At 45.4% G+C, this 22,606-nt stretch carries 36 protein-coding genes; all 36 read right to left on the reverse strand.

The window, feature by feature from the left end; all coding sequences use genetic code 11:
* Positions 1-43: 43 nt before the first annotated feature.
* Positions 44-286 (reverse strand): MazG nucleotide pyrophosphohydrolase domain-containing protein, encoded by a 243-nt coding sequence (locus tag AC0YN6_RS18270; protein WP_475748542.1) that lies wholly within the window; start codon positions 284-286, stop codon positions 44-46.
* Positions 287-354: 68 nt separating this feature from the next.
* A complete protein-coding gene (locus AC0YN6_RS18275; RefSeq protein ID WP_475748543.1) occupies positions 355-774 on the reverse strand; it encodes a hypothetical protein in 420 nt (139 codons plus the stop codon).
* Entirely contained in the window at positions 761-1,129 is a 369-nt protein-coding gene (locus tag AC0YN6_RS18280) for a hypothetical protein (protein WP_475748544.1), read from the reverse strand. Before AC0YN6_RS18280 ends, AC0YN6_RS18275 begins: the two co-directional genes overlap by 14 nt.
* Positions 1,089-1,445, reverse strand: a complete 357-nt coding sequence (locus AC0YN6_RS18285; protein ID WP_475748545.1) for a hypothetical protein — start codon at positions 1,443-1,445, stop codon at positions 1,089-1,091. The genes AC0YN6_RS18280 and AC0YN6_RS18285 overlap by 41 nt, the downstream gene beginning before the upstream one ends.
* A complete protein-coding gene (locus tag AC0YN6_RS18290; protein WP_475748546.1) occupies positions 1,435-1,686 on the reverse strand; it encodes a hypothetical protein in 252 nt (83 codons plus the stop codon). Before AC0YN6_RS18290 ends, AC0YN6_RS18285 begins: the two co-directional genes overlap by 11 nt.
* Positions 1,687-1,758: 72 nt before the next feature.
* Positions 1,759-5,388, reverse strand: a complete 3,630-nt coding sequence (gene dnaE / locus AC0YN6_RS18295; protein WP_475748548.1) for a DNA polymerase III subunit alpha — start codon at positions 5,386-5,388, stop codon at positions 1,759-1,761.
* 18 nt (positions 5,389-5,406) lie between these two features.
* The gene (locus tag AC0YN6_RS18300; protein ID WP_475748549.1) at positions 5,407-5,721 is read right to left on the reverse strand and encodes a DUF370 domain-containing protein; all 315 of its coding nucleotides are present in this window, start codon (positions 5,719-5,721) and stop codon (positions 5,407-5,409) included.
* Between the two features lie 2 nt (positions 5,722-5,723).
* Positions 5,724-6,587 carry a PD-(D/E)XK nuclease family protein gene (locus AC0YN6_RS18305; RefSeq protein ID WP_475748550.1) on the reverse strand — a complete coding sequence of 288 codons (864 nt, stop codon included), beginning with the start codon at positions 6,585-6,587 and terminating at the stop codon, positions 5,724-5,726.
* A 64-nt stretch (positions 6,588-6,651) separates the two neighbouring features.
* Positions 6,652-6,912 carry a hypothetical protein gene (locus tag AC0YN6_RS18310; RefSeq protein WP_475748551.1) on the reverse strand — a complete coding sequence of 87 codons (261 nt, stop codon included), beginning with the start codon at positions 6,910-6,912 and terminating at the stop codon, positions 6,652-6,654.
* Positions 6,879-7,706 (reverse strand): sigma-70 family RNA polymerase sigma factor, encoded by an 828-nt coding sequence (locus AC0YN6_RS18315; RefSeq protein ID WP_475748552.1) that lies wholly within the window; start codon positions 7,704-7,706, stop codon positions 6,879-6,881. The genes AC0YN6_RS18310 and AC0YN6_RS18315 overlap by 34 nt, the downstream gene beginning before the upstream one ends.
* On the reverse strand, positions 7,693-8,271 hold the full coding sequence (locus AC0YN6_RS18320; protein WP_475748553.1) for a RusA family crossover junction endodeoxyribonuclease: 579 nt from the start codon (positions 8,269-8,271) through the stop codon (positions 7,693-7,695). Before AC0YN6_RS18320 ends, AC0YN6_RS18315 begins: the two co-directional genes overlap by 14 nt.
* Complete coding sequence (locus AC0YN6_RS18325) at positions 8,268-8,690, reverse strand: hypothetical protein (protein ID WP_475748554.1); 423 nt, start codon at positions 8,688-8,690, stop codon at positions 8,268-8,270. Before AC0YN6_RS18325 ends, AC0YN6_RS18320 begins: the two co-directional genes overlap by 4 nt.
* A complete protein-coding gene (locus AC0YN6_RS18330) occupies positions 8,656-8,811 on the reverse strand; it encodes a hypothetical protein (RefSeq protein WP_475748555.1) in 156 nt (51 codons plus the stop codon). Before AC0YN6_RS18330 ends, AC0YN6_RS18325 begins: the two co-directional genes overlap by 35 nt.
* Before the next feature lie 103 nt (positions 8,812-8,914).
* On the reverse strand, positions 8,915-9,817 hold the full coding sequence (locus AC0YN6_RS18335; protein ID WP_475748557.1) for a S8 family peptidase: 903 nt from the start codon (positions 9,815-9,817) through the stop codon (positions 8,915-8,917).
* A 67-nt stretch (positions 9,818-9,884) separates the two neighbouring features.
* Positions 9,885-10,379: a hypothetical protein gene (locus AC0YN6_RS18340; protein ID WP_475748558.1), complete on the reverse strand. Its 495-nt coding sequence runs from the start codon at positions 10,377-10,379 to the stop codon at positions 9,885-9,887.
* The gene (locus AC0YN6_RS18345; RefSeq protein ID WP_475748559.1) at positions 10,357-10,773 is read right to left on the reverse strand and encodes a deoxycytidylate deaminase; all 417 of its coding nucleotides are present in this window, start codon (positions 10,771-10,773) and stop codon (positions 10,357-10,359) included. Before AC0YN6_RS18345 ends, AC0YN6_RS18340 begins: the two co-directional genes overlap by 23 nt.
* 15 nt (positions 10,774-10,788) lie before the next feature.
* Positions 10,789-11,010, reverse strand: a complete 222-nt coding sequence (locus tag AC0YN6_RS18350; protein WP_475748560.1) for a hypothetical protein — start codon at positions 11,008-11,010, stop codon at positions 10,789-10,791.
* Entirely contained in the window at positions 11,010-11,330 is a 321-nt protein-coding gene (locus AC0YN6_RS18355) for a hypothetical protein (protein ID WP_475748561.1), read from the reverse strand. Before AC0YN6_RS18355 ends, AC0YN6_RS18350 begins: the two co-directional genes overlap by 1 nt.
* A 21-nt stretch (positions 11,331-11,351) precedes the next feature.
* The gene (locus AC0YN6_RS18360) at positions 11,352-11,510 is read right to left on the reverse strand and encodes a hypothetical protein (protein WP_475748562.1); all 159 of its coding nucleotides are present in this window, start codon (positions 11,508-11,510) and stop codon (positions 11,352-11,354) included.
* Positions 11,511-11,531: 21 nt separating this feature from the next.
* Positions 11,532-12,266 carry a PD-(D/E)XK nuclease family protein gene (locus AC0YN6_RS18365; protein WP_475748564.1) on the reverse strand — a complete coding sequence of 245 codons (735 nt, stop codon included), beginning with the start codon at positions 12,264-12,266 and terminating at the stop codon, positions 11,532-11,534.
* Entirely contained in the window at positions 12,238-12,588 is a 351-nt protein-coding gene (locus AC0YN6_RS18370) for a hypothetical protein (RefSeq protein WP_475748565.1), read from the reverse strand. The genes AC0YN6_RS18365 and AC0YN6_RS18370 overlap by 29 nt, the downstream gene beginning before the upstream one ends.
* A complete protein-coding gene (locus tag AC0YN6_RS18375) occupies positions 12,588-12,908 on the reverse strand; it encodes a hypothetical protein (protein ID WP_475748566.1) in 321 nt (106 codons plus the stop codon). Before AC0YN6_RS18375 ends, AC0YN6_RS18370 begins: the two co-directional genes overlap by 1 nt.
* On the reverse strand, positions 12,884-13,075 hold the full coding sequence (locus AC0YN6_RS18380) for a hypothetical protein (RefSeq protein ID WP_475748567.1): 192 nt from the start codon (positions 13,073-13,075) through the stop codon (positions 12,884-12,886). The genes AC0YN6_RS18375 and AC0YN6_RS18380 overlap by 25 nt, the downstream gene beginning before the upstream one ends.
* Positions 13,076-13,087: 12 nt before the next feature.
* Positions 13,088-13,291 carry a hypothetical protein gene (locus AC0YN6_RS18385; protein WP_475748569.1) on the reverse strand — a complete coding sequence of 68 codons (204 nt, stop codon included), beginning with the start codon at positions 13,289-13,291 and terminating at the stop codon, positions 13,088-13,090.
* Between the two features lie 14 nt (positions 13,292-13,305).
* Entirely contained in the window at positions 13,306-13,569 is a 264-nt protein-coding gene (locus tag AC0YN6_RS18390; RefSeq protein ID WP_475748571.1) for a hypothetical protein, read from the reverse strand.
* Between the two features lie 11 nt (positions 13,570-13,580).
* Positions 13,581-13,706 (reverse strand): hypothetical protein, encoded by a 126-nt coding sequence (locus AC0YN6_RS18395; RefSeq protein WP_475748573.1) that lies wholly within the window; start codon positions 13,704-13,706, stop codon positions 13,581-13,583.
* Between the two features lie 10 nt (positions 13,707-13,716).
* The gene (locus AC0YN6_RS18400; protein WP_475748574.1) at positions 13,717-16,212 is read right to left on the reverse strand and encodes a vitamin B12-dependent ribonucleotide reductase; all 2,496 of its coding nucleotides are present in this window, start codon (positions 16,210-16,212) and stop codon (positions 13,717-13,719) included.
* Positions 16,213-16,355: 143 nt separating this feature from the next.
* Positions 16,356-16,844: a hypothetical protein gene (locus AC0YN6_RS18405; protein ID WP_475748575.1), complete on the reverse strand. Its 489-nt coding sequence runs from the start codon at positions 16,842-16,844 to the stop codon at positions 16,356-16,358.
* Positions 16,845-16,846: 2 nt separating this feature from the next.
* Complete coding sequence (locus AC0YN6_RS18410) at positions 16,847-17,050, reverse strand: hypothetical protein (protein ID WP_475748576.1); 204 nt, start codon at positions 17,048-17,050, stop codon at positions 16,847-16,849.
* A 4-nt stretch (positions 17,051-17,054) separates the two neighbouring features.
* Complete coding sequence (locus AC0YN6_RS18415) at positions 17,055-17,360, reverse strand: hypothetical protein (protein ID WP_475748578.1); 306 nt, start codon at positions 17,358-17,360, stop codon at positions 17,055-17,057.
* The gene (locus AC0YN6_RS18420; protein WP_475748579.1) at positions 17,335-17,733 is read right to left on the reverse strand and encodes a hypothetical protein; all 399 of its coding nucleotides are present in this window, start codon (positions 17,731-17,733) and stop codon (positions 17,335-17,337) included. Before AC0YN6_RS18420 ends, AC0YN6_RS18415 begins: the two co-directional genes overlap by 26 nt.
* Positions 17,730-18,086: a hypothetical protein gene (locus AC0YN6_RS18425; protein WP_475748580.1), complete on the reverse strand. Its 357-nt coding sequence runs from the start codon at positions 18,084-18,086 to the stop codon at positions 17,730-17,732. Before AC0YN6_RS18425 ends, AC0YN6_RS18420 begins: the two co-directional genes overlap by 4 nt.
* A gap of 25 nt (positions 18,087-18,111) precedes the next feature.
* Positions 18,112-19,860: a hypothetical protein gene (locus AC0YN6_RS18430; protein ID WP_475748582.1), complete on the reverse strand. Its 1,749-nt coding sequence runs from the start codon at positions 19,858-19,860 to the stop codon at positions 18,112-18,114.
* Positions 19,861-19,863: 3 nt separating this feature from the next.
* Positions 19,864-20,403, reverse strand: a complete 540-nt coding sequence (locus tag AC0YN6_RS18435) for a hypothetical protein (protein ID WP_475748583.1) — start codon at positions 20,401-20,403, stop codon at positions 19,864-19,866.
* A gap of 14 nt (positions 20,404-20,417) precedes the next feature.
* On the reverse strand, positions 20,418-21,512 hold the full coding sequence (locus AC0YN6_RS18440; RefSeq protein ID WP_475748585.1) for a DnaB-like helicase C-terminal domain-containing protein: 1,095 nt from the start codon (positions 21,510-21,512) through the stop codon (positions 20,418-20,420).
* An 8-nt stretch (positions 21,513-21,520) separates the two neighbouring features.
* Positions 21,521-22,606, reverse strand: coding sequence for a primase C-terminal domain-containing protein (locus tag AC0YN6_RS18445; RefSeq protein ID WP_475748586.1), 1,086 nt, complete (start codon positions 22,604-22,606; stop codon positions 21,521-21,523).

A 22,606-nucleotide genomic window follows, 5' to 3' on the forward strand; every position in this document is an offset into this window, starting at 1 on the left:
TTCATTAATTCATACCGCTGGACGGTATGTAGCACCTTGCTTATTATTCGTCCAGCTGCTCTAGCCACCTGAAGGATACGGCAGCCACTTGGATCAATTCTTCTCGCAGATTGGCAATGTCTTTCTCTTGAATCCCTTTTGCGATCTCTCCTACTTCTTCAACGAGAATAGCTAGACGATCGCCGTTATGTGTAGGGAAGTTCGGGTGCTTCGTGTCTTGATGCTTCCGCTCATTCAGCACAACTTCAAAGATCGTGCGCTGTTTGTCGCTGGCTTTTATAGTCATTTGAATCCTCCTATATCAATAATGTAACGCATTACAATATTAATTGTACCCTATATTTCGACGATTTGCTATGTTTTTCTTTGAATACCTAAGCATTCTAGGCGCAGTACTCCGTAAAATGATCCCTGAATGGGGTTCGATAAATCAGAGAAGGAAATCGTTGTACAATCAAAAAACTCATTGCTAAACAGCTCGATATCATAACCGCTTTGCTTCGTAATATCGCTAAAGTATCCGAGTAGATCCTCGTGATATTCAAACTGAAGCCAAAGCTCAACTGTATTTGTTAGTACCTCATGAAACTGTCCTGAATAATTCAATTCCATAGATCCGACTCTTCCCCAGCAGTACAGTCCTTTGCCTATGCCTTTGAACATCGCTGCCTCCATTCCAGGGTCCGGTGACCAGCCTTTACGAGAAAATCCCCAATCGCTCTCAGATAGGGGACGTGTCTTTATTTTCTCATGGTAGATTTCAAGAAGGTTCATCTTCTTTATCCTCCTTGCAGCGGAACTGATATCTGACATTGCCCTGTTCTTCGCCGCCATCTCCCCCTGAGTCCATGATGTCAGACAGAATCTTGTAGGCTTTCTCATTACCAACGCCGTCGACAGTCAGCAGCATGCGGATGCGATCCCGCCACCCCTCGCATTCGACGTTAATGTTATCAACTACCCAGCTTTCTATTTCAATCTCGCCCCGCTTCACTTTCATGTAATCAGGATCATCCTTGAATGTCTTGAGCTGTTTGCAATTAACCTCATATATTTCACCATCTTCATCTGCAATCCAAAGCTTAAAGCTAGTCACCTGGCGCTCGCCGTACTGATCGAGTAGGTTCATAGTTATCATCCTCCAGTATATGATTAATGCGATCCTTGTCTGCCTCTTCTTCAGCTGCCGTGAGCTCCATCAGATGGACATAAGGTGATACGCGATACGTTGTTTCACAGTGCGAACATTTTAAGAAGTAAAGGAAGTCGGCGTCGGCATGAAGGTGAGCACCACATTTGCAGTAAATGTCCATGCAAACCGTTGTTCCTTTCCACTGGACCCAGCCATGCGGCTCGTCCTTAATGGCATGAAGCTTTTCCATCCGACTATAAGAATCTGGCTTCTTTGTTAGATCCACATAGGCGGATAATAATTCACTGGACAAGCGACACCCCTCCATCGATTCTAGTTTGAATAATATTTCCGATATAGTCACACCACTCTGTAAGATTCACGGTGCATTGAACAGCCTGCTCCAGCTCTGTACCTATCGGCAATCCGTAGGCGCTATCTAGGCTTGCTTCAACTTGACCCATTGCCTCACTTAGTCTCTTACATAGCCACCAGGTGGGAGCCTCCTCCCAATTGACCGATCTATTAACTGTTGCATTTACTTCACTAAACATACAAACTCCTCCTTCGTTAGAACTATATCGGTTGACCTATATACTTTTATGTATAGGACATAAGTCCTATCCTTAATTTATGTCGCTTCTTTCATTTTCTTCCGCCAAATAGACAATACGATCGGATATAAGATCCGTGCCAGATTTGTTTCCTGTGATGCGAACCTTAACGCCAATTTTTAATCTATTTCTTTCTTTCTCATACGTCTTATTGAACACAAGGGTTTGGATTTCATCCTCCGGTGTTTCGATAATCATCTTCAGATGCTCCTTACCTGTTCCTCTGGCTTTAAATGGATTGAGCTCTTTGATTGTTGCGGTAACGGTGCAATTTTTGGTTTCATCGGCAACCATTTCCCATTTGGATTTGACGGACACACTCATGTTCAAAACTTCGCGCTCATAGGCGATGATATCCCGCTTCAATGTCTTGCCTGGGATCGCATTCATGCTCGCTGTGTCGCCACGGTAATCAAAGTATTTACGAAGCAGCTCGTTTCTTTTCGGACCACCGAAACAGTCAAAGCAGCCGGATTTAATAAAAGCGACAACTTTTGTCTTGTTCAGCTTCATTTTCATATTCTTCTCTAAGAAGTCATCAAATGAAGTGAATGGACGGTAGTTCTTAATAATCTCTAGATCCTTCGCTGACGCACCAGCAATTGAAGCGATACCGTATCTGATTAATCCGAGGCCAGGCTGATTCGAATCTCGGTTTGGAATCGGTGTCCAGTCATGCATGGATTCATTGATGTCCGGCGGCAGGATGCGGATGCCCATATCTTCACATTCATGCATGTAGAGAATCGACTTCGGATCCTTCTCCTTGTCCTTCTTGCTCCCTGAGGTCGTCAGAAGAGAAGCCATGAACTCGGTAGGATAATAGGCTTTAAGAAAGGCAGTCTGGACGGACAGAACGGCATAGCAGCCAGCATGCGGCTTGTTGAAGCAATACTCACCGAATTTTATCCACTGCGCCTTGAGTACAAGCAGCCCTGATTCGTCATATCCTCGACTAAGTGCTCCTGGAATGTTTTTAGGTGCTTCTTTTCCATAGTCATAATCCACCCATATCGTCATGTTTCCTTCGTGATCTACTGGAATCATTTCTTTGCTTGGATACTGGGCAATGCGCCCTTGTTGGATGAATATATACTGATCACTTCCGTAGATCATAAGATCAATGAATCGGTTCATCAAGACAGGATCTTTCTTCGAAATACCTTTACGCAACATGTCTGACTGGCCTGCTGTAAAGCCGCCCAGTATGATTGAGGCGCGCATAATCTGCTCCTGATATACCCAAACGCCATATGTCTCTTCAAGAACTTCTTCCAAAGTAGGATACGGATACGTAATCTTTTCATGTCCAAACTTCCGGCGAACATAGGATGGTATCAAATCCATAGGACCCGGCCGACCGAGTGCTGCGATTACCGTAATGTCTTGTACGCAGTTGGGCTTCATGTCTTTGATGATGCCTTTATACAAGTCCGACTCGCATTGGAATATGCCTGATAGATTCAGTTTGTTGTAGATTTCATCGTAGATCTTAGGATCATTCAGATCGATGGCATCGATGTCGAACCCTTCGTCGCCAATCATCTTCTTCATGACTCGCAATCCATCTTGTGTGCTGTCTTCAAAGTCGACATCAAACCTCGTATCCCTTAACTCTTCGCCGTGATCCATGGTGATCTTGAGCAAATCGAGTGTATCGAGCTTCAGGATATCAAATTTTACAAGCAGCTTCTCGATGATCGACATATCATATTGGGTGGTGACAAGATCGTCACTGTCTAGGCGAAGAGGTACAGTCCTTGTAAGGGGCTCAGGAGATAGCACGATGCCCCCTGCATGCGTTCCTTCTGTCGCAACATGTCCTTCTAATCCTTTGGCTGCTTCCCACCAATCCGGATACTGCCTTGCATAGGCTTGTACTTGCGGCTCTTGTGCAAAGGCCTGATCTAGTGTGATGCCAGCCTTGCCGGGAATGGACTTTGCGAACTTATCTTCATCATCCAAGGAATAGCCTAGCGCTTTGCCAGTCTTACGTATTGCGGATCGAGCGGCCAGTGTGCCGTAGGTTCCAATTTGAGCAACCTTGTCAGCACCATACTTCTCTTTCATGTATTCTTGGACAGCCAGAGCTCCCTCATAGGAGAAGTCAATATCGATATCGGGATAGCCAGCACGCTCCGGATTAAGGAAACGCTCAAACATGAAGCCCCATTCGATGGGGTCAAGTGTCGTGATCCTTAACAAGTAGGCGACAAGTGCGCCTGCAGCTGATCCACGACCCGGGCCAACCCGATACTTGTTTCTCTTTGCCCACTTAATAAAATCAGATACGATTAAGAAGTAGTCAGCAAAGCCAAGTGAGTTAATGGTCTCCAGCTCATACTTCAGCTGCTTTGCATATCTCTCCAAGTCGATTGGCTTCTTGAGCGAGTACGTAAATAGTTCATTCCAACACTCTTTCTCCAATATCATCTCAGCCGTGTCGCCTTCTTCGACGATAAACTTCGGGAAGAGCGGCTTCTTTGGCAAGTCGACGTTTACTAGCTCAGCGATTTTATATGTATTAGCTATCGCTTCATCGTCGTTAACAATCGCTCGTATTTCATTCGTATCCTTGAGCCAGAACTCTTCGGCATACTTCATATGCTTCTCATCATGGATGCATTTATTGGTTGAAGCTGCAACAAGGATATTGTGAAGCGCCATGTCCTCTTTGCGTGCATAGTGTACATCGGAAGTGACAATCTTAGGTGTGTTTGTTTCCATAGCCAACTGATCAATAATGGCATTGAGTCTAGTTTGGTCTGGAATTAGTGTCGCTTGTTTTTCGAGATAAAACGAATGGAATGTCTCTTTACACTCTTGGATGAATGCCTTTGCATCATCAAGTCGACCAGCCAAGCAAAGCCTTGAGAACCAAGAACCCAGACAAGCGCTAGTGGCAATGATGTGCTTGCCGATACCCCTACTGCGGATGAAAGCCAAATCAGTCCGAGGATCAGAATAGAATCCATTAATATGAGAGTCAGAAATGATTTCATATAAGTCCTCCAAGCCCTTATTATCAATGGCAAGGAGCACCAGGTGATAATTATCGTACTGCATGTAGTCGTAAACTTGTTCTTTAAAACTTGCAATGATCACATCGGGATCACTCTCTATTACAGGCTGCTCAACAACGGACTGAGGTGTCATTTCTATGCCATACATACCAAACAAGTCTATCGGCATATCTTCTACTTGTTTTACGGAATTTTTATTGGCAAGCGTGACTACACTCATAAGATGATCCTTGAGTAGATCGGCAGCCATGGGGTCAAAGTCAATGGGATTGCGTTCGATGTGGCGGAGAAACTCTTTCAGTGGCTTATCTTTAATGCCATACTGTGCGCACATTGCTTCACGAGCTGTCTTCAAGAACTCACCTTTCTTCAGGCGATCCTTTGTCATGTAAGCTTCGCAGCCTGGTATGGGTTTAATACCTTCATCCTTGCAAGCTTTGATAAAGTCAGGGATGGCACCGCAAACGCCATGGTCAGTAATGGCGAGTGCAGTATTCCCGATTTCCTTTGCGCGCTTGGCTAATTCTTTTACTGTGGAAAGTCCATCAAGACGGGAATATTCACAGTGTACATGTAGGTGTACGTGATTGGGGTCTATGTCATCAAGCCTGCTGTGCATGTAATCTCCTCTTTCTGCTTACTCGGAGCCGCCCTCGCCTATGATATCAATACCTGAACCAGATGCGACAGGATCATTGATCTTAATAGATTTTAGTTTATTCAGGCGTCCGATAATAGTCGTGGTGACAAGCGTTGATCCGATTATGATTTGTCCCATATTATCAGAACTAATGATAATAGAGCGTGTTTTCTTTCCTTGTGTCCAGTCCACATAGCGACCCTCGTCTTTTGCCTTTTGCATCATGCGGCGAATCGGGGCAGCGTCAGGACGTCCAATTGTGATGATCTTTCCAGCTTCTACAAAATTATTAAATCCAATGTCTACAAACATGTTTACATCCACCTTTGTGTGAGAGTTATTTTGTTTCTCTCAGCTACTTCTCGCACGAGATCTCCATTCGTGCTTCCCTGTATGACATCAGGAATAGGCATATTGTTATTCATGGCAATAATGATGTTGTGTACATCAAAGTAAATCGGGCTCTCCGTAACAAATGGCAGTGGATATCGTTCCGATCCATCGTTCTTCATACTGCCTTGATGACAATAAAAGTTATAAGGACAGATGCCGCACTTGTAATAGCTTGGCGTATGATACTTTGGAATCGGAGGCAATTGGCGCTCCTTAGCCATACGGATGTATTCATGAGCCAGCTGCATAAGTCTATCGCCTTCCGCCGGATCGTAGGTGAGGTGGCACTCCCACACTTCTTGGGTGTCTTTGTTTTCTACAAAGATGATTCCCTTGCCGATACCAGAAAGGCGCATGTAGAACATCAACTGATCTCGGTGCTCGCTCTTCGGCTTATTGTTTTTGACCATCCACTCAAAGCTCTTGCTAAATGCACTCTTTAGTTCAACAAGAATGTCTTCACCTTCAGGCTTCAAGAAGCTTGGCACTCGTATCAGAGCGTCGGTGTGACCACTGATCTCCTCGGTTTCAAGCTTCATTTCCGCTTGAACCAAGATGCCCATTTCAGCAAACAAGGACTCGTACCGGTGGTGCATGCTGTGTCCATTATTAAATATTCGGATTAACCCATCTTCAACCGGTGCCTTCGGAACCATGAGCATATCGAACACAACACGCCTACCGCACATTCCTATGGTCGACGGATGAAGCTTTCGCATGGGTCTTGTCTCATGCTTCTGCTTTTCTTGATTGTGTCGATTCATCATGCTCTCAAGAAGATTCACTGTATCCCACCTTTTAATATTGTAACGCCTTACATTTATATTATATAGGTAAAAACAGGAGAAATCAAGAGAAATCAGAAGGATAATCGAGATTAACGAAGTTGAGTGCTCTTTCCTTGAAATCCGCAAATCCTTTTGCATTCATAAGCTCAATGTTGGTATACCACCTCTTTGCAAAGGCAAGTTTGCCAACATGTATGAACTCGTCTTTGTCGACTATTTTTGTATGATCAAATGGTTCGATATGAACGACATCCATATCACCTTCTGTATTCATGGTTATGATTGCAACTACACTATTTTCTTCTTGAACAGTTTGGCCCATTTCAACTCACCCTTTTCTCTTTTTTCTTCCAGTGCTTCTGTTAGACGTTTGCGAGCTCGGTATATCGATTGATAGTGCATACCAGTTAGTGCCGCTACTTCTTTGTCTGTTAAACCGTCTTGATAGTGGTGAGCCAATATAAAGCGTTCTCGGTACGACATGTCTTTGAATGCTGAGCTGCAAGTTATACCTTTTAGCCACAGCATATTTTTTAGATCCTCATGTTCATCGTCATCTAATGTCGGCATATTGTTCCAGGAGGCAACATTCTCCCACACCTTAAATGCAATCGAATCGTCTGGACAAGGAACAGATTCATCTTCGTTCATGGCATCTTTATAGTGCGCATCATCTTCACCAACACGATCTTCCAGTTTTCTGTTGATAAACCTAATGACATCGTATCGAAAACAGTGGTAAATGTATCGGTGAAAGCCCACACCTTTATCCTCGTATTTTCTTGCTGACTCTAGGAACAGAATGACTAGCTCATGATAGATTTCTGAATAACTCATATCACTTGTCGCCTTTTTTATGTGAGCCAGCGCTTTATAAGCTGCACTTACAGAACGCCGTGGGCGGTGCTTATAACCACGACACAGCTCACTGATTGTTTCCTTGTCGCTTATGTAGCAGGCAAGTAATCGCCGAATATCATAGCAGCTAAAATCAATGCTCTCATAAGCAAATATACGAAAGTATTTCTTTATGAATGGCGTGTATGCCTCTATCAACTTATCGCTGCGCCCTGATATTTGATAGAAGAGAACCAAATCTTCGCTAGATTCTTTCACCAGTGCCACCCATTTCATCTGATTTCTTGTATATTCTGAGTTCAAATCGTGGGTTCACTTTCACCTTAGACTTCTTCTCTGGCACTGTGAAATCGACAACGCGTGGCAGTGCATAATAGTCATTGTCGTATACGGCGCCCTCTAGTGCATCAAGCAGCAACTTGAATACATTATTGGTATCACGGCCAATTTGGTCGGGGAAGTGGGCTACCATTTCAACGACAACCTTCTCCTTCGTTGTCAACTCCCACTCGTTATCATAAGCCCAGAGTCTCGCCATGGCATTCCATCTGGCCAACAAGTCTTCAGCAGGCTTGGTTAGCTTCTTGCCGCCGCGCCCATCGCCCGAGTAGATATGATTCACACTTGGATAGATGCCAGGGTCACCAGCTGCTTCGCTGTACAGTACTTTCTTCTTAACAGCCTTGCGCTTACCCCTCTTGTTGATTTCGTATTTTGTTTTAAACTTGCCAGTAGCTTCGTCTTTTTCTTTCTCGTATACCGTGAACTCTCCGAACATCATCATGGGAAGAACAAGAGTGTCTCGGATAAAGGGCTGACTCATGACAGCACCTGACCCATCGCAGACATGGATGTGCAAGTAATAATCATAGCCTCGCCAATGAATCGGCCAAACTCATCGTAACGCTTGGAGTAGTTAAGCTCCCGTCCACTAAAGTTTCTTGGCTCAATCTTATATTCTTGCTTGGCATATTTGAATACCGTAGCTTCCATGATCGCATCGCGGGTGATGTTAATCTGATCTTTCATGCGCAGATCAGACCAGTCATCCTCTTCGGACTCAATGACGGCATTAACCGTCTCGCAGTACTCGTCAAAAGTTAGCCTGCACTCGCTGCCGAGCTGATCAAACTTACTTGGCTCTAGGATCAGCTCGATGACAGTTACGCCGCCGTGCTCCTTTTGATTGAGGACAACAAGCTTGTTGTTATTTTCCTGATCGTTCTGTTGACTCTCTACCATGAAGTTCTTCTTTGACCCGATTCTCGACATTGCCGACACTTCCTTTCTTTTGTGCTAAATCCTCTTTGTTGACCAATCCCTTACCCAAATCTTCAATGAGATTAAATTCTTTCTTCGACATTTGGCTCACCTCCTATATTGTAACGCATTACATTATTGACTCTGTTGGTTCATTATAGCACAAAGTGGGCAGAAAAAAAGAGGGTAATCCCCCTCTTTCTCGATTATGCTAATAATTTTTCAAGATTAATCAATCCAGCTCCTGTTTCCTCATCCACGCCTGGAGCTCCTAGATCATCACAAGCACTTGTTAGCTTGGCATGAACTGTATTCACACAGGTAGGGAGTCCGTTTTCCCATGCGTAAGCAAGGTACAATGCAACGCAGCCGGTAATGATTGGTGTTGCCATGCTTGTTCCTGACAAGCGAGCATACTCGCCGTTTTTGTATGTCGACATGATGTCCACGCCAGGTGCCATGATTTCGTTCTTGATCCCGAAATTAGAGAACCTTGCGCGGTTATGAGACTTATCCATTGCCGACACGGCAAGAACTTCGTCATACATGGCTGGCCATGATACGCGCGTGTTTTCATTCCCAGTAGCTGCAATCAGTACGACACCTGCATCATAAAGCTCTTTAATCACGACATGCAGCTCTTCGGGCGGCTGTCTGCTCGCTCCAAGGCTCATGTTGATGACATGCACACCCTGAGCCTTCATCCAACGAAGTCCTGCGATGATGCTTTCAAATGATCCGCCACCAGTATCCTTCAATACTTTGGCAATATACAATTGAGATTCTGGTGCGACACCAATGATTCCCGCTTCGTTGTCGAGCGCACCAATGATGCCAGCAACATGCGTGCCATGACCTTGGCGATCGCTTACGCCATAAGTAGACTTCGTAAAGTCTGCGCATCCGTGGATCGCTCCTTGCAGATCCGGATGCGTTAAGTCAACACCGGTGTCAAGAATGCCAACCTTAACGCCAGTCCCTTTGGACTTGTGCCATACATTTGGTGCTTTGACATCAACTAATCCCCAGTCTAGGATGTCATCGCGCACGGATCCTGGCAATAGATCCAGTGTTTCAACGTCAAACAGGGTAATTTCAGATTTGCTCATTTAGAGCCCTCCTTTATTTACCCTGCACTCTCTTCTATTAAATTGTAACACACTACATTTTTACAGTCTATTCCATAATTTTTATTAGAATAAGACCTATGCCCCATCCAATCATCAGGAGCACGACCACCTTAGCAACCAAAAACATAACACCGTCACCCTCACCCAAAATCCTTGGAGCTGGGGATGAAGGCGGAGCGCCTACAGTCACTGTCCCCCTGCCTTGTATGCGATTGGGATTTGTGAAGTTCTCTGTAATCACGGTTCCAGTTGGACGATTTGCTACTGGAGGCAAGGCACCAACTTCTTGAAGAGCTTCATAGGTGCTATTAGGGTCTCCTCTGTATGGGGCTGGTGTGGATTCAAGCTCATCAAGAATGTCTCGTGCCGTAGCAACCGCATCAAATAATGGGGCGATTGACCGTCTGCTCCTGAATCGATCGACTTGACTCCTTGTCTTCTGAATACCTCTTATGTAAGCAGCCTCTTCTTCGCTGCTTGCGAATTGACCTGCATCATAGGTGTGCTTATGAAGTTGATTATACTGATTTATCAGCTCCATAATGAACCCACTCCATTCCTTTTGAAAAATACTCATTCCACTTGTTTGGATAGGGATGCGAGAAGACGACTCTTTTGATTCCAGCTGCAGCCATATGTTTTGCGCAGCCTTCGCACGACTCATGTGTACTATAGCAAGTGGCATCTTTTAGGTCAGACGGATGCGCCACCATCATGGCATTCATTTCGGCATGAATGGTACGGATGCAGCGGTCTTGTTCATTTTTTAGGCAGCCGGCTTGCTTACAGTTCTCATGACCAGGCACGCTGTCATTCCATCCAACTCCAACAATCTTTCCGTATTTAACGATGACCGCACCAACCTGAAGTCGATTACACGTTCCTCTTTCTGCGTAATCCTTGGCCATCTCAAGAAAATGTTTATCTGATCTCACAATGCCTCATCCTTTCTATATTCCCGGATCAAATGCTTCGACACTAGCCTCTTTTTGAGTCATGACTTTACCGAATCTTGTGTAAGCATTTTGGAGACCACCAAGACACCTTTTATGTCCACTAGCCATCAAGTTGTCTTCCCATCTTTCCTTGCGCTCCAGTACCGCACAATACATCTTCCCTGTTGGCATCTCTTCCTCACACCAGGCGCACTTGCTCATATGAATGTCTGTCATTAGAATAAGGTCTCCATATCTGGTTCTTGGTTTCCGACATAGGCATAGACGCCAACTGTCCTCCCGGTTACCGTGCAGCGGCGCTTTCTTTTGACACGAACGTGTCCAGCGTCAACCAGCTCTGTAAGTCGTGGGTGGACGAAGTTGCGATCCGCCGTTGGAAACATTCCTTTCTCATGCATTAGCTTAGCGAGCTCGCCTGCTGTAATGCCACTTTCACCTAAAGGACGAAGCTCATCTAATACGACTTGCTGTCGCAAGCTTAATGTTTCCAATACTTCTTGATAGGCGTTGTGTCTTGTGGATAGTGAAATACTCATTTGGTAGCCTCCATGTTGATATTATTTGATTTCCTGATTTAAGATGGTTCTCTCCAGCTTGGCGATGTGCTCTTGCCGCTCATCATCTTTGATTACTCGCTGCACCGTTCGACGAGTGTCTGTATTTCTTTTCTTCTGCCGTTCATTGTATATAGCATTTGCTCGTATCAATAAAGTCAATTTACTTAACTTCCCTTCTTATTAGGTCCACTCCATGCAGTAAGGCTTAGCTGGGCAACTATCGCAAGAATAACTCTCTCTCGGATAATACCAGCCTTCATCCATGGCCTTCTTCATCATCTTGGCTGATTTATATAAGCGCTGATAATCTTTTTGTTTTCGTTCCACGTAGATTGGCAGACTCTGTTTCAGATAGTGAAGGCATATGCTGTCGGCTTCTCGCTTGTACATGGAGTGATAACCAATCGCTTGAAGCGTCAGCCCCATGTCGGTGCGCTGCCAAAACTCATCTGGCTTGTTGCTGCTCGTCTTGAAGTTAACCATCTCTACGCCGCGTGTGGTTTCTCGCAGGAGCGGAATGTTTCCTCGAACAAAGAACTGATCGTCGATCTTAACTCGAAAGGCTACATTGACGCCGACGACCTTATCCGGATTGTAAAACTGTTGTCGGTAGAAGGCAGCCAGCATACTGAAAGCTTCAAGCTCCTTCTTGCGGCGTCCGCCCTTGTCGTCATACAGAATATCAAAGACCTTATCTTTGTCGTAGAAAAGGCTTGTGAACTTCTGTTTCAGCTCGTCGAGTGTAATAAGCTTTCCTTGATGCAGATTAAAATAGAAGTGCATCATAGTTGCAAGCAGTGTTTCCCTTAGTCCGTCATTCAAGCTCTTTTGCACAGGCAGCTTATCCAGGTGCATAAATTTGTATCGCAACGAGCAGGCCTTAAACTCATAGAGCTGGTCGATTGTTACTTCCACTATTCATCCTCCTAATTACATCATGCGGATCTAAAACTTCGCCACGACTGTTCATCAGATACCAGCTGGTTGACACGCAGCCTTGATTCTTTTTATCTAGCATGCACTCCACCTGAGAGAAGGTGCCTTTTGGAAATAGTGGCATAATCCGAGATTCCAATTCTTTTCGAATCGCTTCTTCTAGCCGGTAGCATTTTATGACATCTCTTATATCGCCACCAAAATCATTCACAAATATTTCATTGGAAACGAGGCTGATCCACTCGTTGAGATCTTCGATTTTTCTGATACGATATCTGGCGTATTGCCCGAGTAGCTCCATTAGACTTGCCCTCTATCAATGGTCAAGTAACTTCTAGGCCGGATGCTGCCCAGCTCATAGATTTGAGATCTTTCAATAAACCTGCTTCCGATCGGCTGTATTTGTTGACGCTCTATGCGGTCTAACACTCCTCTGTTAAGCCCTCGATACACTGATCCATCTAGAAAGGTAATAGGATCCGCGGCATCCGATAATGCCTTAGCCCAATTATTTTTAAGCTCTTCATCGAAGAAACTCTTCATCTGTTGCATTACTTCTTGCATAGTTAATTCGGTATTTTCAATTGGCGTTAATTCTAAATACTTTTGTATGAGTTCCAAGTCCTTGCCTCCCGTGGCTTGGAGCGGGACTGAAGAAGCTTGATGGCTTCCTCCAGCTCTCCAATGACCTTCCTATAGTTGAGCTTCCCTTTAACATTACACTCCATCAGTCGCGTATAAGCTCTTTTCTCTCTCTCTAGCGCGATGACTGCTCTTGAGTAATCCATATAAGCACCTCGCTAGGCAAATAATGCAATGCCGCTTCGTCTCGCATAGTCGATCGATGACTGCGCCTCCTGCAGTCTTATGTAGGCAAGGAGCAGATTAGGATTCCGCTCCATAACCTGCTTGCTTGTATTTGTATACTTGATGTTCCAGGTATACGTGAGAGGCTTTCGAGATGGCATGCGGTGCATTGCCCTATACTTCTTTAACAGATCCACGCCATCTCTCCTCTTTAGATTCTTGGCTTACCAGTCGGGCCTTGATCAGGACCGATTGCATTCAAAATGCCGTTACTTGCATTCACAAGAGCAAGTGCAGCACCGAAGTGTTCAATGATCTTGATGTTGTTTTGCACAACAATTTTTGCCTGCGGTGATTCACTATTAATAATCTTATTGGTTTTGAACACAACTTCTTCTTGAAGCTGATTCAGTAGGTCCTGCAATGTAATCCCAGTAGGGTTTTCTGCAGTCATGAGAATGGGTTTTTTAGTCACGGTAAGTCCTCCTATGCAATATGGAATGGGGCAAGCTTGTGCTCGATTACTCGCTCCGGCTCAATGGCCGGAGGCAAGTAGGAAAAGATAGATACAAAGAATACGAAGTAGGCTAACCAGTAATATTTCACAGACATGTATTTCACCTCAGATTCCGCACAGTAGTTGGGATTGGCAGTTGTTGCAAGTATGGCATCCGCCAGCGTCAACCACTTCGCCAACCTCGCAAACAGGACATGTATTTCCAATATCAGTACCAATGATACGATCAGCGTCGACTGCATCATGAGCAGATTGCTCTGACTCTTCCACCTTGTCTTCAATCAAGCTTAGAACTTGCTCGTTACGCGATCCATCAACGTAAACCGTTCCACCCTTTGCTCCGCCCTTCCAAAGACGCTCATACACCTTTTGAACCTGAGCAACCGTGAAGCCTTTAGGTGCATTAACTGTTTTGGAGATAGAGCTGTCCACCCATCGCTGAATGACGCACTGCGTGTCGGCATGTGCTTCAGCTGAAAGTTCCATCGTGGAAACGAACCATTCAGGCAGGTTGTTTGGATCAGCTTCTGGATGTGCATCTAGATACTCTTGCACGATCGGCGACGTCACTTTAATAAAGGCACCCAGGCGACCACTGCGATAGTATTCGAATGCAAAGTATGGCTCAAGGCCTGTAGCCACACCAACAGCTGTTCCAGTTGATCCTGTAGGCGCAACCGTAATCAGGTGGCTGTTGCGAATGCCATGCTTCAGAACGCCTTTACGGATACGATCAGGCATCTTCTTCATGAAGCCGGTGTTGATGAAGCGGTAACGATTTTCAAGCTCTTCTTCTTTGGATTTGCCACGAAGGAATGGGAATGATCCTTTTTCAGCAGCCAATTCAATGGACATTTGATAAGCTTCGGTTGTAATGCATTCGAAGATCTTATCGACAACAGCATTTGCTTCCGGTGTGCCATACCGCAGCTCGCAGTAGATTAGGGCATCGGCTAAACCCAACACGCCAAGGCCAAGTCGGCGCTCGCCTTGTGCTTGAATGCGATTCTCTTCGATGAAGTACGGCGTCTTGTCGATGATGTTGTCCATGAAGCGAACACCCCAACGAACCGTATCGCGCAACTTATCGTAATCAATTTCTTTTGTTTCTTTGTTTACATGATTGGCCAGGTTTACTGCAGACAAGTTGCAAACGGACCAAGGTGCAAGCGGCTGCTCACCACATGGATTCGTGCAGATTGGCTTTTGGCCATACGCTGTTGCGTTCGTCATTTCGATAGCCGTGTCATAGAAATAGATGCCTGGCTCTGCCGAATACGTTGCACAGATGTTGATCAGGTGCCACAGCACGCTGGCTTTGATTGTGCGGTACGTTTTAACGCCATAGCCCATTGCTGCCCATTCGCGAACGTCGCCAACCTCATGCCATTTCTCGTTGTAGATTGCCTTCTCTTCAGCTGTGTAGTTGTCGATGTCAGGGAAGCGAAGTGCGTAATCCGTATCGTTTTCTACAGCTTCCATGAACTCTTTAGTGAGGCATACGGAGATGTTCATGCCAGTCAAGAAATCTGGATTGTTGACACTATAGCTGCCGCCATCGGCCAGTTTGCGCTGCGCCTCTTTAATTGTATCTAGGCTAATCTCCATATCAGAGGTTTCGGAAATCTTCTGGTACATTTCTTTTTCAGTATTCGTGAATGAAATGAACTTCAGCTTGTCTTGCGCCAGCTGCTTGATTTGTGCATCGTCCACTTTGGCAATAATGTAGCGCAGAATATCTGGGTTTTGCATCTTCGAAATAATGAACTCCAAGATGTCAGGATGCCAATCCTGCATCATACCCATTTGAGCTCCACGCCTTGATCCACCTTGTTGCACAAGGTCAGTAAGAAGCGAGATGTCATTGAGCCAGCTCACAGATCCGGAGGACTTGCCGTTAACGCCCTTAGCCAGCGCATTGCGCGGTCGCAGTGTCGATGCATTTGTGCCAACGCCGCCGCCGCGAGACATGATTTCCATAACGGATTTGCGGTGATCAGCAAGACCGTCACGACTATCTTTTGGAAATGGCATAACGTAGCAGTTGAAGTAGGTTACATCTTTATCTGATCCGGCGCCGTATTGCACGCGGCCGGCTGGTACGAAGTCTTCTTGTGACACAATGCGGTAGAAGTTTGCTTTCGCTTCTTCTATTTTTTCTGCCGTTAATTCCACGCTCGATAGCCCTGTTGCATTTCGCATAGCAACCTGCTCATAGAAGATTTCAAGCGGCTTGTCGATGGCGTCGATGCTTTTGATAACCAGACCAGTCTCTTGTGCTTCGGGGTCGATCAGGCTGCCTCGGAACTCTTCTTCAACAAGAACTGTAGCTTGATTGTTTGCCCAGTCCAGCTTCTTCAAGATACCGAACCCGCGTGATGGGAACTTGGGATCTTCTTTGACCGTCAAGATTACGAAGTCACCTTCACTAAGCGTCTTCTTCTCCAGATCCTTAAAGGAATAACGATCCAACCATACCGTTCTTGAAACACCACTACGAACCAATGACATGTCTTCCGTTACAGGATGAACCTGCGGAAATCCTTTTATGTCTTGATTCAGTTTCTGAATATACTCTTGCGAATAGCTCAAACAACTCATCTCCCTATTACTATATTGTATCGCATTACATTTTACAGATAAGTATAATAATAGTCCAAAAGATTCCCTTGCACAAGATCTTGACTTAAAAGAAAACCCCAGCCACAACATGTGGACTGGGGAGCATTTATTCTGTCCCAAGACTAGATTTTGACGGACACAATCCTTTGGCGAAGAATCTTGTGAACCAGTCCGACCATGAAGGCAGGTGATCCTGGCTTCGGATCAAGCTGCTTGGACGGGGAGTTGCTGGACTCGTGGCCTTCCACGACCGTCATGATTGCCTCTAGCATTTGTGTAGGCAGTTTGTGATCCAGTCTGTCAAGGAACGGCTGGACAGCCACTGGATGCATAACCTTGAACTCATCTTGGAACTCATTGATAAGCAGGTCGCTTATAAGAACAGATGTATATACCATATCGCGGAACGTGCCACGGATGTTGTCAGTTTCAAGAATGCCTTTAACCACATAAAATACTTTCTTTGTGTACATAACCATAGCATGATCTTCATAGAAAGATGCTGGTGCATTTTCAAGAACGATCTTCATGAAGTCAGAAAGCTCCGCTGTTTCAATGAACTCAAGCTCCTCGCGGAAAGTAAGAATAGCTGGGTGAATCACGTCTGTCATGATTAATTGCCTCCGTTGTTTTTCATATAGTCTTCTCTTGCGCAGCTTGCGTGTGCCTTGTTTGAAATCTCCCAGTCCATGTGCTGCCGCCAATTAACACCTGGCGGTGAATGCCTGGACGGCTCTTTTACATCAACGCCACAGAATCTACAGTATACTGGACTATTTACACCCAACTGCTGTATGGCAATCTGATGAAAATTCATGCCATTAAATCCTTGATTTTTCTTCATCGCTTTCACCATCGTTCTTGTCATAATGCATAGCCATGACGCCATGTTTGGTAGGAGCAATGTCCTTGAGCTCGTAGGGGCCTTCCTCTACGCCGTTGCGAACAAAGATAAACAATTCCCCGATATGCTCTTTCATCGGCTCTAAATCGATCTTCTTGCCCTTAAAGCGTACAGTGATGCCAGTTGGCATGGTGTACTTCTCAATGAAGCCAACCTTCGCCACGTCGTCATGCTGATAATGAACTTTGAAGATGATGTCACTTCCGATACTTTGCATTGTCATCGAGATCAATCCTTTCGCGCCGGATCATCATGTCGAGAACTTTCGGCGTATGCAGTTCCTTTTTGCATAACAAGTTTTGCTCAGCAAGCGGACAGCTGCGGCAGGTTTCAAACTTGGAATCATAACTTCTGCATTTGAAGCACAGCGGACATTCCTCGAACCCACTTCCGCATCCTTCAGGAACCAGATGTCTTGGCATATTGAGCGGGTCCTCTTTGGAGAGAACCTGCCCTTTCTTTGCCGTAAACGATTCCGTCTTCATTTGCTCAGCCAGATACCGCTCCCGAATTTCGCCTCGCTCGACAGCACTCAAGCCACCGCCGTTCTGCATCTTTGCGTACATTCGGGTCCAATATGCATCAGCTTCATTCATTCTGATTTAGCCCCCGCATTCGGCTCAATGTCAAGCATCAAGCAGTCATTTAGTGACAAGTGAATACGTCTGTCCTTCTCTTTTGGATCCTTTTCAATAGCCATGTAAGCCTCTTTCAGGCGACCATTCAGCCACGCATTCTGGTTTTGAATCCGGTCGCCCTCTTTTTGCATCTCCAACATTTGCTGTGGACGATCATCAGCTGTTCCTCGTCTTGGCGGATTGCTACGCATATCGGCATCAAGCGATCGAGCAGTGCGCTCCAAAGCTTGCATAGACATCTTATTGTCATTTAACTTATCTTCCATGATAACCTGCAGCTCGCCTACACTTTTGTGGTATCCTATCAACATTTGCACAACATCCTCATTTCATTTTTTATTTATAATATCTGATGCTCAGATTATCCAACTTCACAGGAATCGCTTTGTTCCAGTCAATCGAACGAGGATTAATAGTGAATGTCGTCGGCTGAGATTCAAAGGAGTCGAAGCCTTCTTTCGTGGCCACAACCGTGACTACATGCTCTACTTCCCGCTCCAAGTCGGTCATTGTAATGCTATTCTTGCCAATGATCTCATAACCTGTATCTACGCCATGATTATATAGAGAGAATGTAACGTCCGTCAAGTCTGCATAATCCCAACTTATAACTACATTGCCTTCCTCTTGAACCACATGACGAACATTGGTAACGACGTTTGGTGCAGCCTCCATCATTTGCAAATCATAGATGATCCATGGTTCCTCCACGATTCGATCCTCTAAGCCAGCACCGTCATCTGGGAATGACACAATCGGTGTCTCGCTGACAACCATCCAATTTTGTGCTGTTACATCTTGTTCGATTTCAATTTCAACATCACTCTGCGAATGAGTCGAGCGCGTAGTAATCTCTTGAGGCTCTTCGCCATCATTGAATGTTTTAATTGAAACATGGTCGGCCCCGTATCCAGTTGCCTGGCGGAACGTCATCTTCTTAATGGTTCTTGGTTCTGTGAAGCGGACACCAATCGCAGCGACGCCATCTGCATCTAAGCCGGTAACATCCGAAGCCCATGCTGTAACACTATCTCCGTCTGCGACATTCTCTTTCACCCACTCGTCGGCAATGCTTGGACGCGTTCCACTTGCCAATACCTCACCTTTGCCCATGAGATCGCCAGTATACTTGTCAGCAAATGCAGCAGCCTTGATGCCGTCAGCACGCTCACGAGATCCAAAGTCCAAGAATCCGATCATATGGTCTGGAATATAGATAGCTCCAATCTGTTTGTCAGCATACTTAATGGTTATAAATCCTTTTCCGTCTCCGCGAATCTCGAGCCTGGATGCGGAAGTAAATCCATTGTTGTAGAAAGTCTCCGGTGTGATTGGCGTCGCAAGTGGCACACGCACAGCCAGCGATGGATCTGTGTTTCTTCTCAGGAAAACAAGGTAGTCTTTTTGCAGCGTAATGACGCCAACGCCGTCCACTTTCAAGTCGAAGATGATATCCTTTTTCGGATCAACGAACATTGGAGCCAGATTCATATCAATAGCGAACTTGGTATTTGCAGCAATGACTTCTGTCTCAAGAAGCATGTGAATGAACTCTTTCACTTCGTAGTGCTTCTGACTTGTAATGTAGACACTTGTAGAAGAATGGAATCCAATAGGCATCTCAGGTGTTTCGAATGTTGTATGGGTGAGCGTCTGCGTGATCTCGGGAGGAACATAGCTGCTTTCCACGATGGCTAAGTTGTTTGCGCGAAGTGCAGCATCAAACATCTCGCTTGTTTGGAAAATATCCATTCCGATTGGATCGCCATTAAGCTCCTTGGCAATAATGCCGACAACAACACTTTGGTCTGACTTCTTGTTGTTCTTGATTTCAAATATCCACTTCCGCTGCTCGGCGATATGAATACGGTGAAGATCAAGGTCATGTACACTGTTGCCCGAAGCAAATGTGAAGTTGCCCAGCCTAAATTCATTGCGCAGCTCAAGGCCGTCTTTGATTTCACGAATGCGAGCATTGAATAGGGTAGATGTGTCACCGTTTGGCAGCAATTGCTGACTCAACACTTCAAATCTAAAATCGATCCGATGCTTCTTGGCGCGATCAAAGTAGTAGGAGAAAATCATATGCTATGCATCCTTTCTGAGGATCGTTAATTGGGAGCTGTCTTTCCAAGTTGCAGTTCGTGAAGCAAGCCCTGCTTCTGCACTGCTGCCTGTTGGAATCGTTAGTGTCTTTGTTCCAGAATCAAATGTAGCCTCGCCACGTAGTCCAAATAGATGTGCGACAAATCCACCCGCATTCATTTCCAAATCGGTTAATTCAACCAAATGCGATTGCTGCAGATCAATGCGACCATCATGCTCAGCCTCACAGTAGGAAACAAATTTAATCTGATCACTCTTTAAGGCAGTCAGCGCTTGGAGTCGCTTATCGATCTGATCTAGCTGATGAGTCTTCTCTTCAGAATCAGGGCGACTGCTGACGGTGTTTCTAAGCTCGTTTTCATCGATGATATTCTCTGTGATCAAATCAATATTTCTTTGATACAGTTCAATTAGTTTCTCCAGTCGTACCTTCTGCTGGATTTCCTCAGACAATATGGAGCGTAGGAACTCGGCCTGTGCTGCGGGTGTAGTTGCTAGTGGACGTAAATCTTGGGAATCCATTGAGGAACCCTCCTTTAGGCTTGATAAATGAGTGATGCGTATCGGCGTCCAGATTCAACCGGTGCTTCTACACTATATGAGTAATCCGGCATGAACTCGTAGAATATCGTCCCTTTAAAAGAGGCGAACTTGTTCTTACCGAACTTCATTTCGATAACAGGCATTTTCTTTTCGTCGTCTTCGCTGAGCCAGTATACACCAGCATTCTCTTCCTTGACGCCGACTTCATTATACATAAGGAGAATAAGATTGGCTTCGTATTGTAGGGTAACTGTATCTTTCAAGTCATCTACTGTCGGACGGCGACCGTTCGTTTTACGCATGTGCGCTGTACACATAACCGTTACGTTGTAGTTTGTGGCCCAATCCTTAATGGCCTTAGCTACATACTCGTTACGCATATCGTTGTTGTTGAATTTTTGTGAAGCTACAGTCAAGTCATTGAAAGAGTCAATGCCGATAACAATCTTTGTTCCGTCTGGCAATTCCATTAAGAGATCTTTGATGTGCTGCTCAATATCCTCAACGCTAGTCATATCATTTCCATCAAACATGCCGAACCGGTCGGATCGACGGTACAGGTTTTGTATGCCACGGTTACGAGCCGCGATGATCTCGGGATCCGTCATGAAACGTTCGGGGTTCTTGCCCTGTGCAATCGGAACCATTTGATCGCAGGCAATGTACCTTGGCATGAGCTCGTTATTGCTGTCATCAAGGGAATGGTATGAGCAATACACATTGTCATTGCTCTCTGATATATCTTTCATCAATTGAAGCATGACCGCTGATTTACCAACGTTCGGTGGTGCTGCAAATAGGATAAGGCCTGGCTGCACGCCACCCTCTATTCCGGCATCAAAGAGCGGGAACTTGCTTCGTAGTCCGCCGAGTGCGCCACGATTCCAGGAATAGGTGTCCATGTTCTTTATGTTTCGGATCATGCGCTCTTGTATCTTGGTGAGTGGTTTGTTAAATAGTTGCTCCGGATTAATCAGGCGAACCTTATTGGGGTTGCCTTCCTCAGTCCCGAACACGCCTTGCTCCTGTTGTTCTTGCGCTCGCATGGTTTCTTCCATTTGTCGCATTTGGTCAGCGAAACTACTCATGGGCATTCCTATCCTTTCTTGAATAGTGGGCAATTCACTTTGTCGCAGACACCTGAGAATCGGTGAAATGATTCACATCCGTATTTGTAGCCACCCTCATAAATCGAGTTGACAATAATTTTTACATCCCTATATGAAAGTGGCGGCATGCAATTCTCCTCGCCCCACTTTTCCATTCGAGCCATAGCTTCCTCTTTATCAATACCTTGCTGCATGTAGAAGCTGGCAAGCGCAGAGCCTGAATTGTTTCGCTCATCGACGGTTTCACGGAATATCTTCTCCTGCATCGTTTGAATGCAGATCGGCAACTCCTTGAGATCCATCATCTTTCCGCTGAACTCCTTGCGCTTTGTGACCGCGTTTGTCCACTTTTCAATATACTTTTCTAGCGCATGCTTGGACTTTGGTGACATCGACAGTTCTGGCTGCCGGATTAGTCTTGGCTGCTTCGCCAGCTCGCGGATCTCTCCGAGGCTTAACTTGCACAGCTCGTCATAAGTAAGTGGTATCTTAAATCGCTCGCCACCTAAATTGTAACTGTTCACCATTCGGAATAGACGCTTATTGTCGTAGATACGAGTATCCATAGTGCCGAAGGCGGTATAGCGTTCGATGTCTTTAGCCAAGTCCTTGTAGATCATATGAAGTTGTGAATGAGGAATTAAGCCAAGGACTCCGGCATCAACCATCACATGAATCCCTTTTTTGCCTGAGAAATAGATACGAACCTGGTCAGAATCAATAGCTAAAATGATTTTTAAATATCGAATGGCCACCTGCACATCAGAGCGAATCTTGTCGAAGTCGCCCTCCTGCTGCAGCGGAAAATCAAAGTCCAAGTAGAAGTCTCCCCACTTGTAGGACTGCTCGGCATCAATGACCCAGCGCTGTTTTTTGTCCTGAATCCATATAGGGTTTATGTAGCGCATAACGGTTTCGTAAACGCCCTGATTGTGATAGTAGTCTCTAAAGTTGTTGGTGTCATATTGCGTGAAGAAGTGCTTTCGAGTGAAGCTGAATCTATCATCTTTCACCCATGGCAGTTCTGCTGCGCATTCGACAAATACCTGAACCTCGGGCTGTACGTCCGTCAT

The organism is Paenibacillus sp. J22P15, assembly GCF_056269345.1.

Bases quoted from the DNA above. Each gene is read 5' to 3' on its own strand.
- AC0YN6_RS18270 (WP_475748542.1), bottom strand. From the start codon at position 286: ATGACTATAAAAGCCAGCGACAAACAGCGCACGATCTTTGAAGTTGTG.
- AC0YN6_RS18275 (WP_475748543.1), bottom strand. From the start codon at position 774: ATGAACCTTCTTGAAATCTACCATGAGAAAATAAAGACACGTCCCCTA.
- AC0YN6_RS18280 (WP_475748544.1), bottom strand. From the start codon at position 1,129: ATGAACCTACTCGATCAGTACGGCGAGCGCCAGGTGACTAGCTTTAAG.
- AC0YN6_RS18290 (WP_475748546.1), bottom strand. From the start codon at position 1,686: ATGTTTAGTGAAGTAAATGCAACAGTTAATAGATCGGTCAATTGGGAG.
- dnaE (WP_475748548.1), bottom strand. From the start codon at position 5,388: ATGCACAGCAGGCTTGATGACATAGACCCCAATCACGTACACCTACAT.
- AC0YN6_RS18300 (WP_475748549.1), bottom strand. From the start codon at position 5,721: ATGTTTGTAGACATTGGATTTAATAATTTTGTAGAAGCTGGAAAGATC.
- AC0YN6_RS18310 (WP_475748551.1), bottom strand. From the start codon at position 6,912: ATGGGCCAAACTGTTCAAGAAGAAAATAGTGTAGTTGCAATCATAACC.
- AC0YN6_RS18320 (WP_475748553.1), bottom strand. From the start codon at position 8,271: ATGAGTCAGCCCTTTATCCGAGACACTCTTGTTCTTCCCATGATGATG.
- AC0YN6_RS18325 (WP_475748554.1), bottom strand. From the start codon at position 8,690: ATGGTAGAGAGTCAACAGAACGATCAGGAAAATAACAACAAGCTTGTT.
- AC0YN6_RS18330 (WP_475748555.1), bottom strand. From the start codon at position 8,811: ATGTCGAAGAAAGAATTTAATCTCATTGAAGATTTGGGTAAGGGATTG.
- AC0YN6_RS18335 (WP_475748557.1), bottom strand. From the start codon at position 9,817: ATGAGCAAATCTGAAATTACCCTGTTTGACGTTGAAACACTGGATCTA.
- AC0YN6_RS18340 (WP_475748558.1), bottom strand. From the start codon at position 10,379: ATGGAGCTGATAAATCAGTATAATCAACTTCATAAGCACACCTATGAT.
- AC0YN6_RS18350 (WP_475748560.1), bottom strand. From the start codon at position 11,010: ATGACAGACATTCATATGAGCAAGTGCGCCTGGTGTGAGGAAGAGATG.
- AC0YN6_RS18355 (WP_475748561.1), bottom strand. From the start codon at position 11,330: ATGAGTATTTCACTATCCACAAGACACAACGCCTATCAAGAAGTATTG.
- AC0YN6_RS18370 (WP_475748565.1), bottom strand. From the start codon at position 12,588: ATGGAGCTACTCGGGCAATACGCCAGATATCGTATCAGAAAAATCGAA.
- AC0YN6_RS18380 (WP_475748567.1), bottom strand. From the start codon at position 13,075: ATGGATTACTCAAGAGCAGTCATCGCGCTAGAGAGAGAGAAAAGAGCT.
- AC0YN6_RS18395 (WP_475748573.1), bottom strand. From the start codon at position 13,706: ATGTCTGTGAAATATTACTGGTTAGCCTACTTCGTATTCTTTGTATCT.
- AC0YN6_RS18400 (WP_475748574.1), bottom strand. From the start codon at position 16,212: ATGAGTTGTTTGAGCTATTCGCAAGAGTATATTCAGAAACTGAATCAA.
- AC0YN6_RS18405 (WP_475748575.1), bottom strand. From the start codon at position 16,844: ATGACAGACGTGATTCACCCAGCTATTCTTACTTTCCGCGAGGAGCTT.
- AC0YN6_RS18410 (WP_475748576.1), bottom strand. From the start codon at position 17,050: ATGAATTTTCATCAGATTGCCATACAGCAGTTGGGTGTAAATAGTCCA.
- AC0YN6_RS18415 (WP_475748578.1), bottom strand. From the start codon at position 17,360: ATGACAATGCAAAGTATCGGAAGTGACATCATCTTCAAAGTTCATTAT.
- AC0YN6_RS18420 (WP_475748579.1), bottom strand. From the start codon at position 17,733: ATGAATGAAGCTGATGCATATTGGACCCGAATGTACGCAAAGATGCAG.
- AC0YN6_RS18425 (WP_475748580.1), bottom strand. From the start codon at position 18,086: ATGTTGATAGGATACCACAAAAGTGTAGGCGAGCTGCAGGTTATCATG.
- AC0YN6_RS18430 (WP_475748582.1), bottom strand. From the start codon at position 19,860: ATGATTTTCTCCTACTACTTTGATCGCGCCAAGAAGCATCGGATCGAT.
- AC0YN6_RS18435 (WP_475748583.1), bottom strand. From the start codon at position 20,403: ATGGATTCCCAAGATTTACGTCCACTAGCAACTACACCCGCAGCACAG.
- AC0YN6_RS18440 (WP_475748585.1), bottom strand. From the start codon at position 21,512: ATGAGTAGTTTCGCTGACCAAATGCGACAAATGGAAGAAACCATGCGA.
- AC0YN6_RS18445 (WP_475748586.1), bottom strand. From the start codon at position 22,606: ATGACGGACGTACAGCCCGAGGTTCAGGTATTTGTCGAATGCGCAGCA.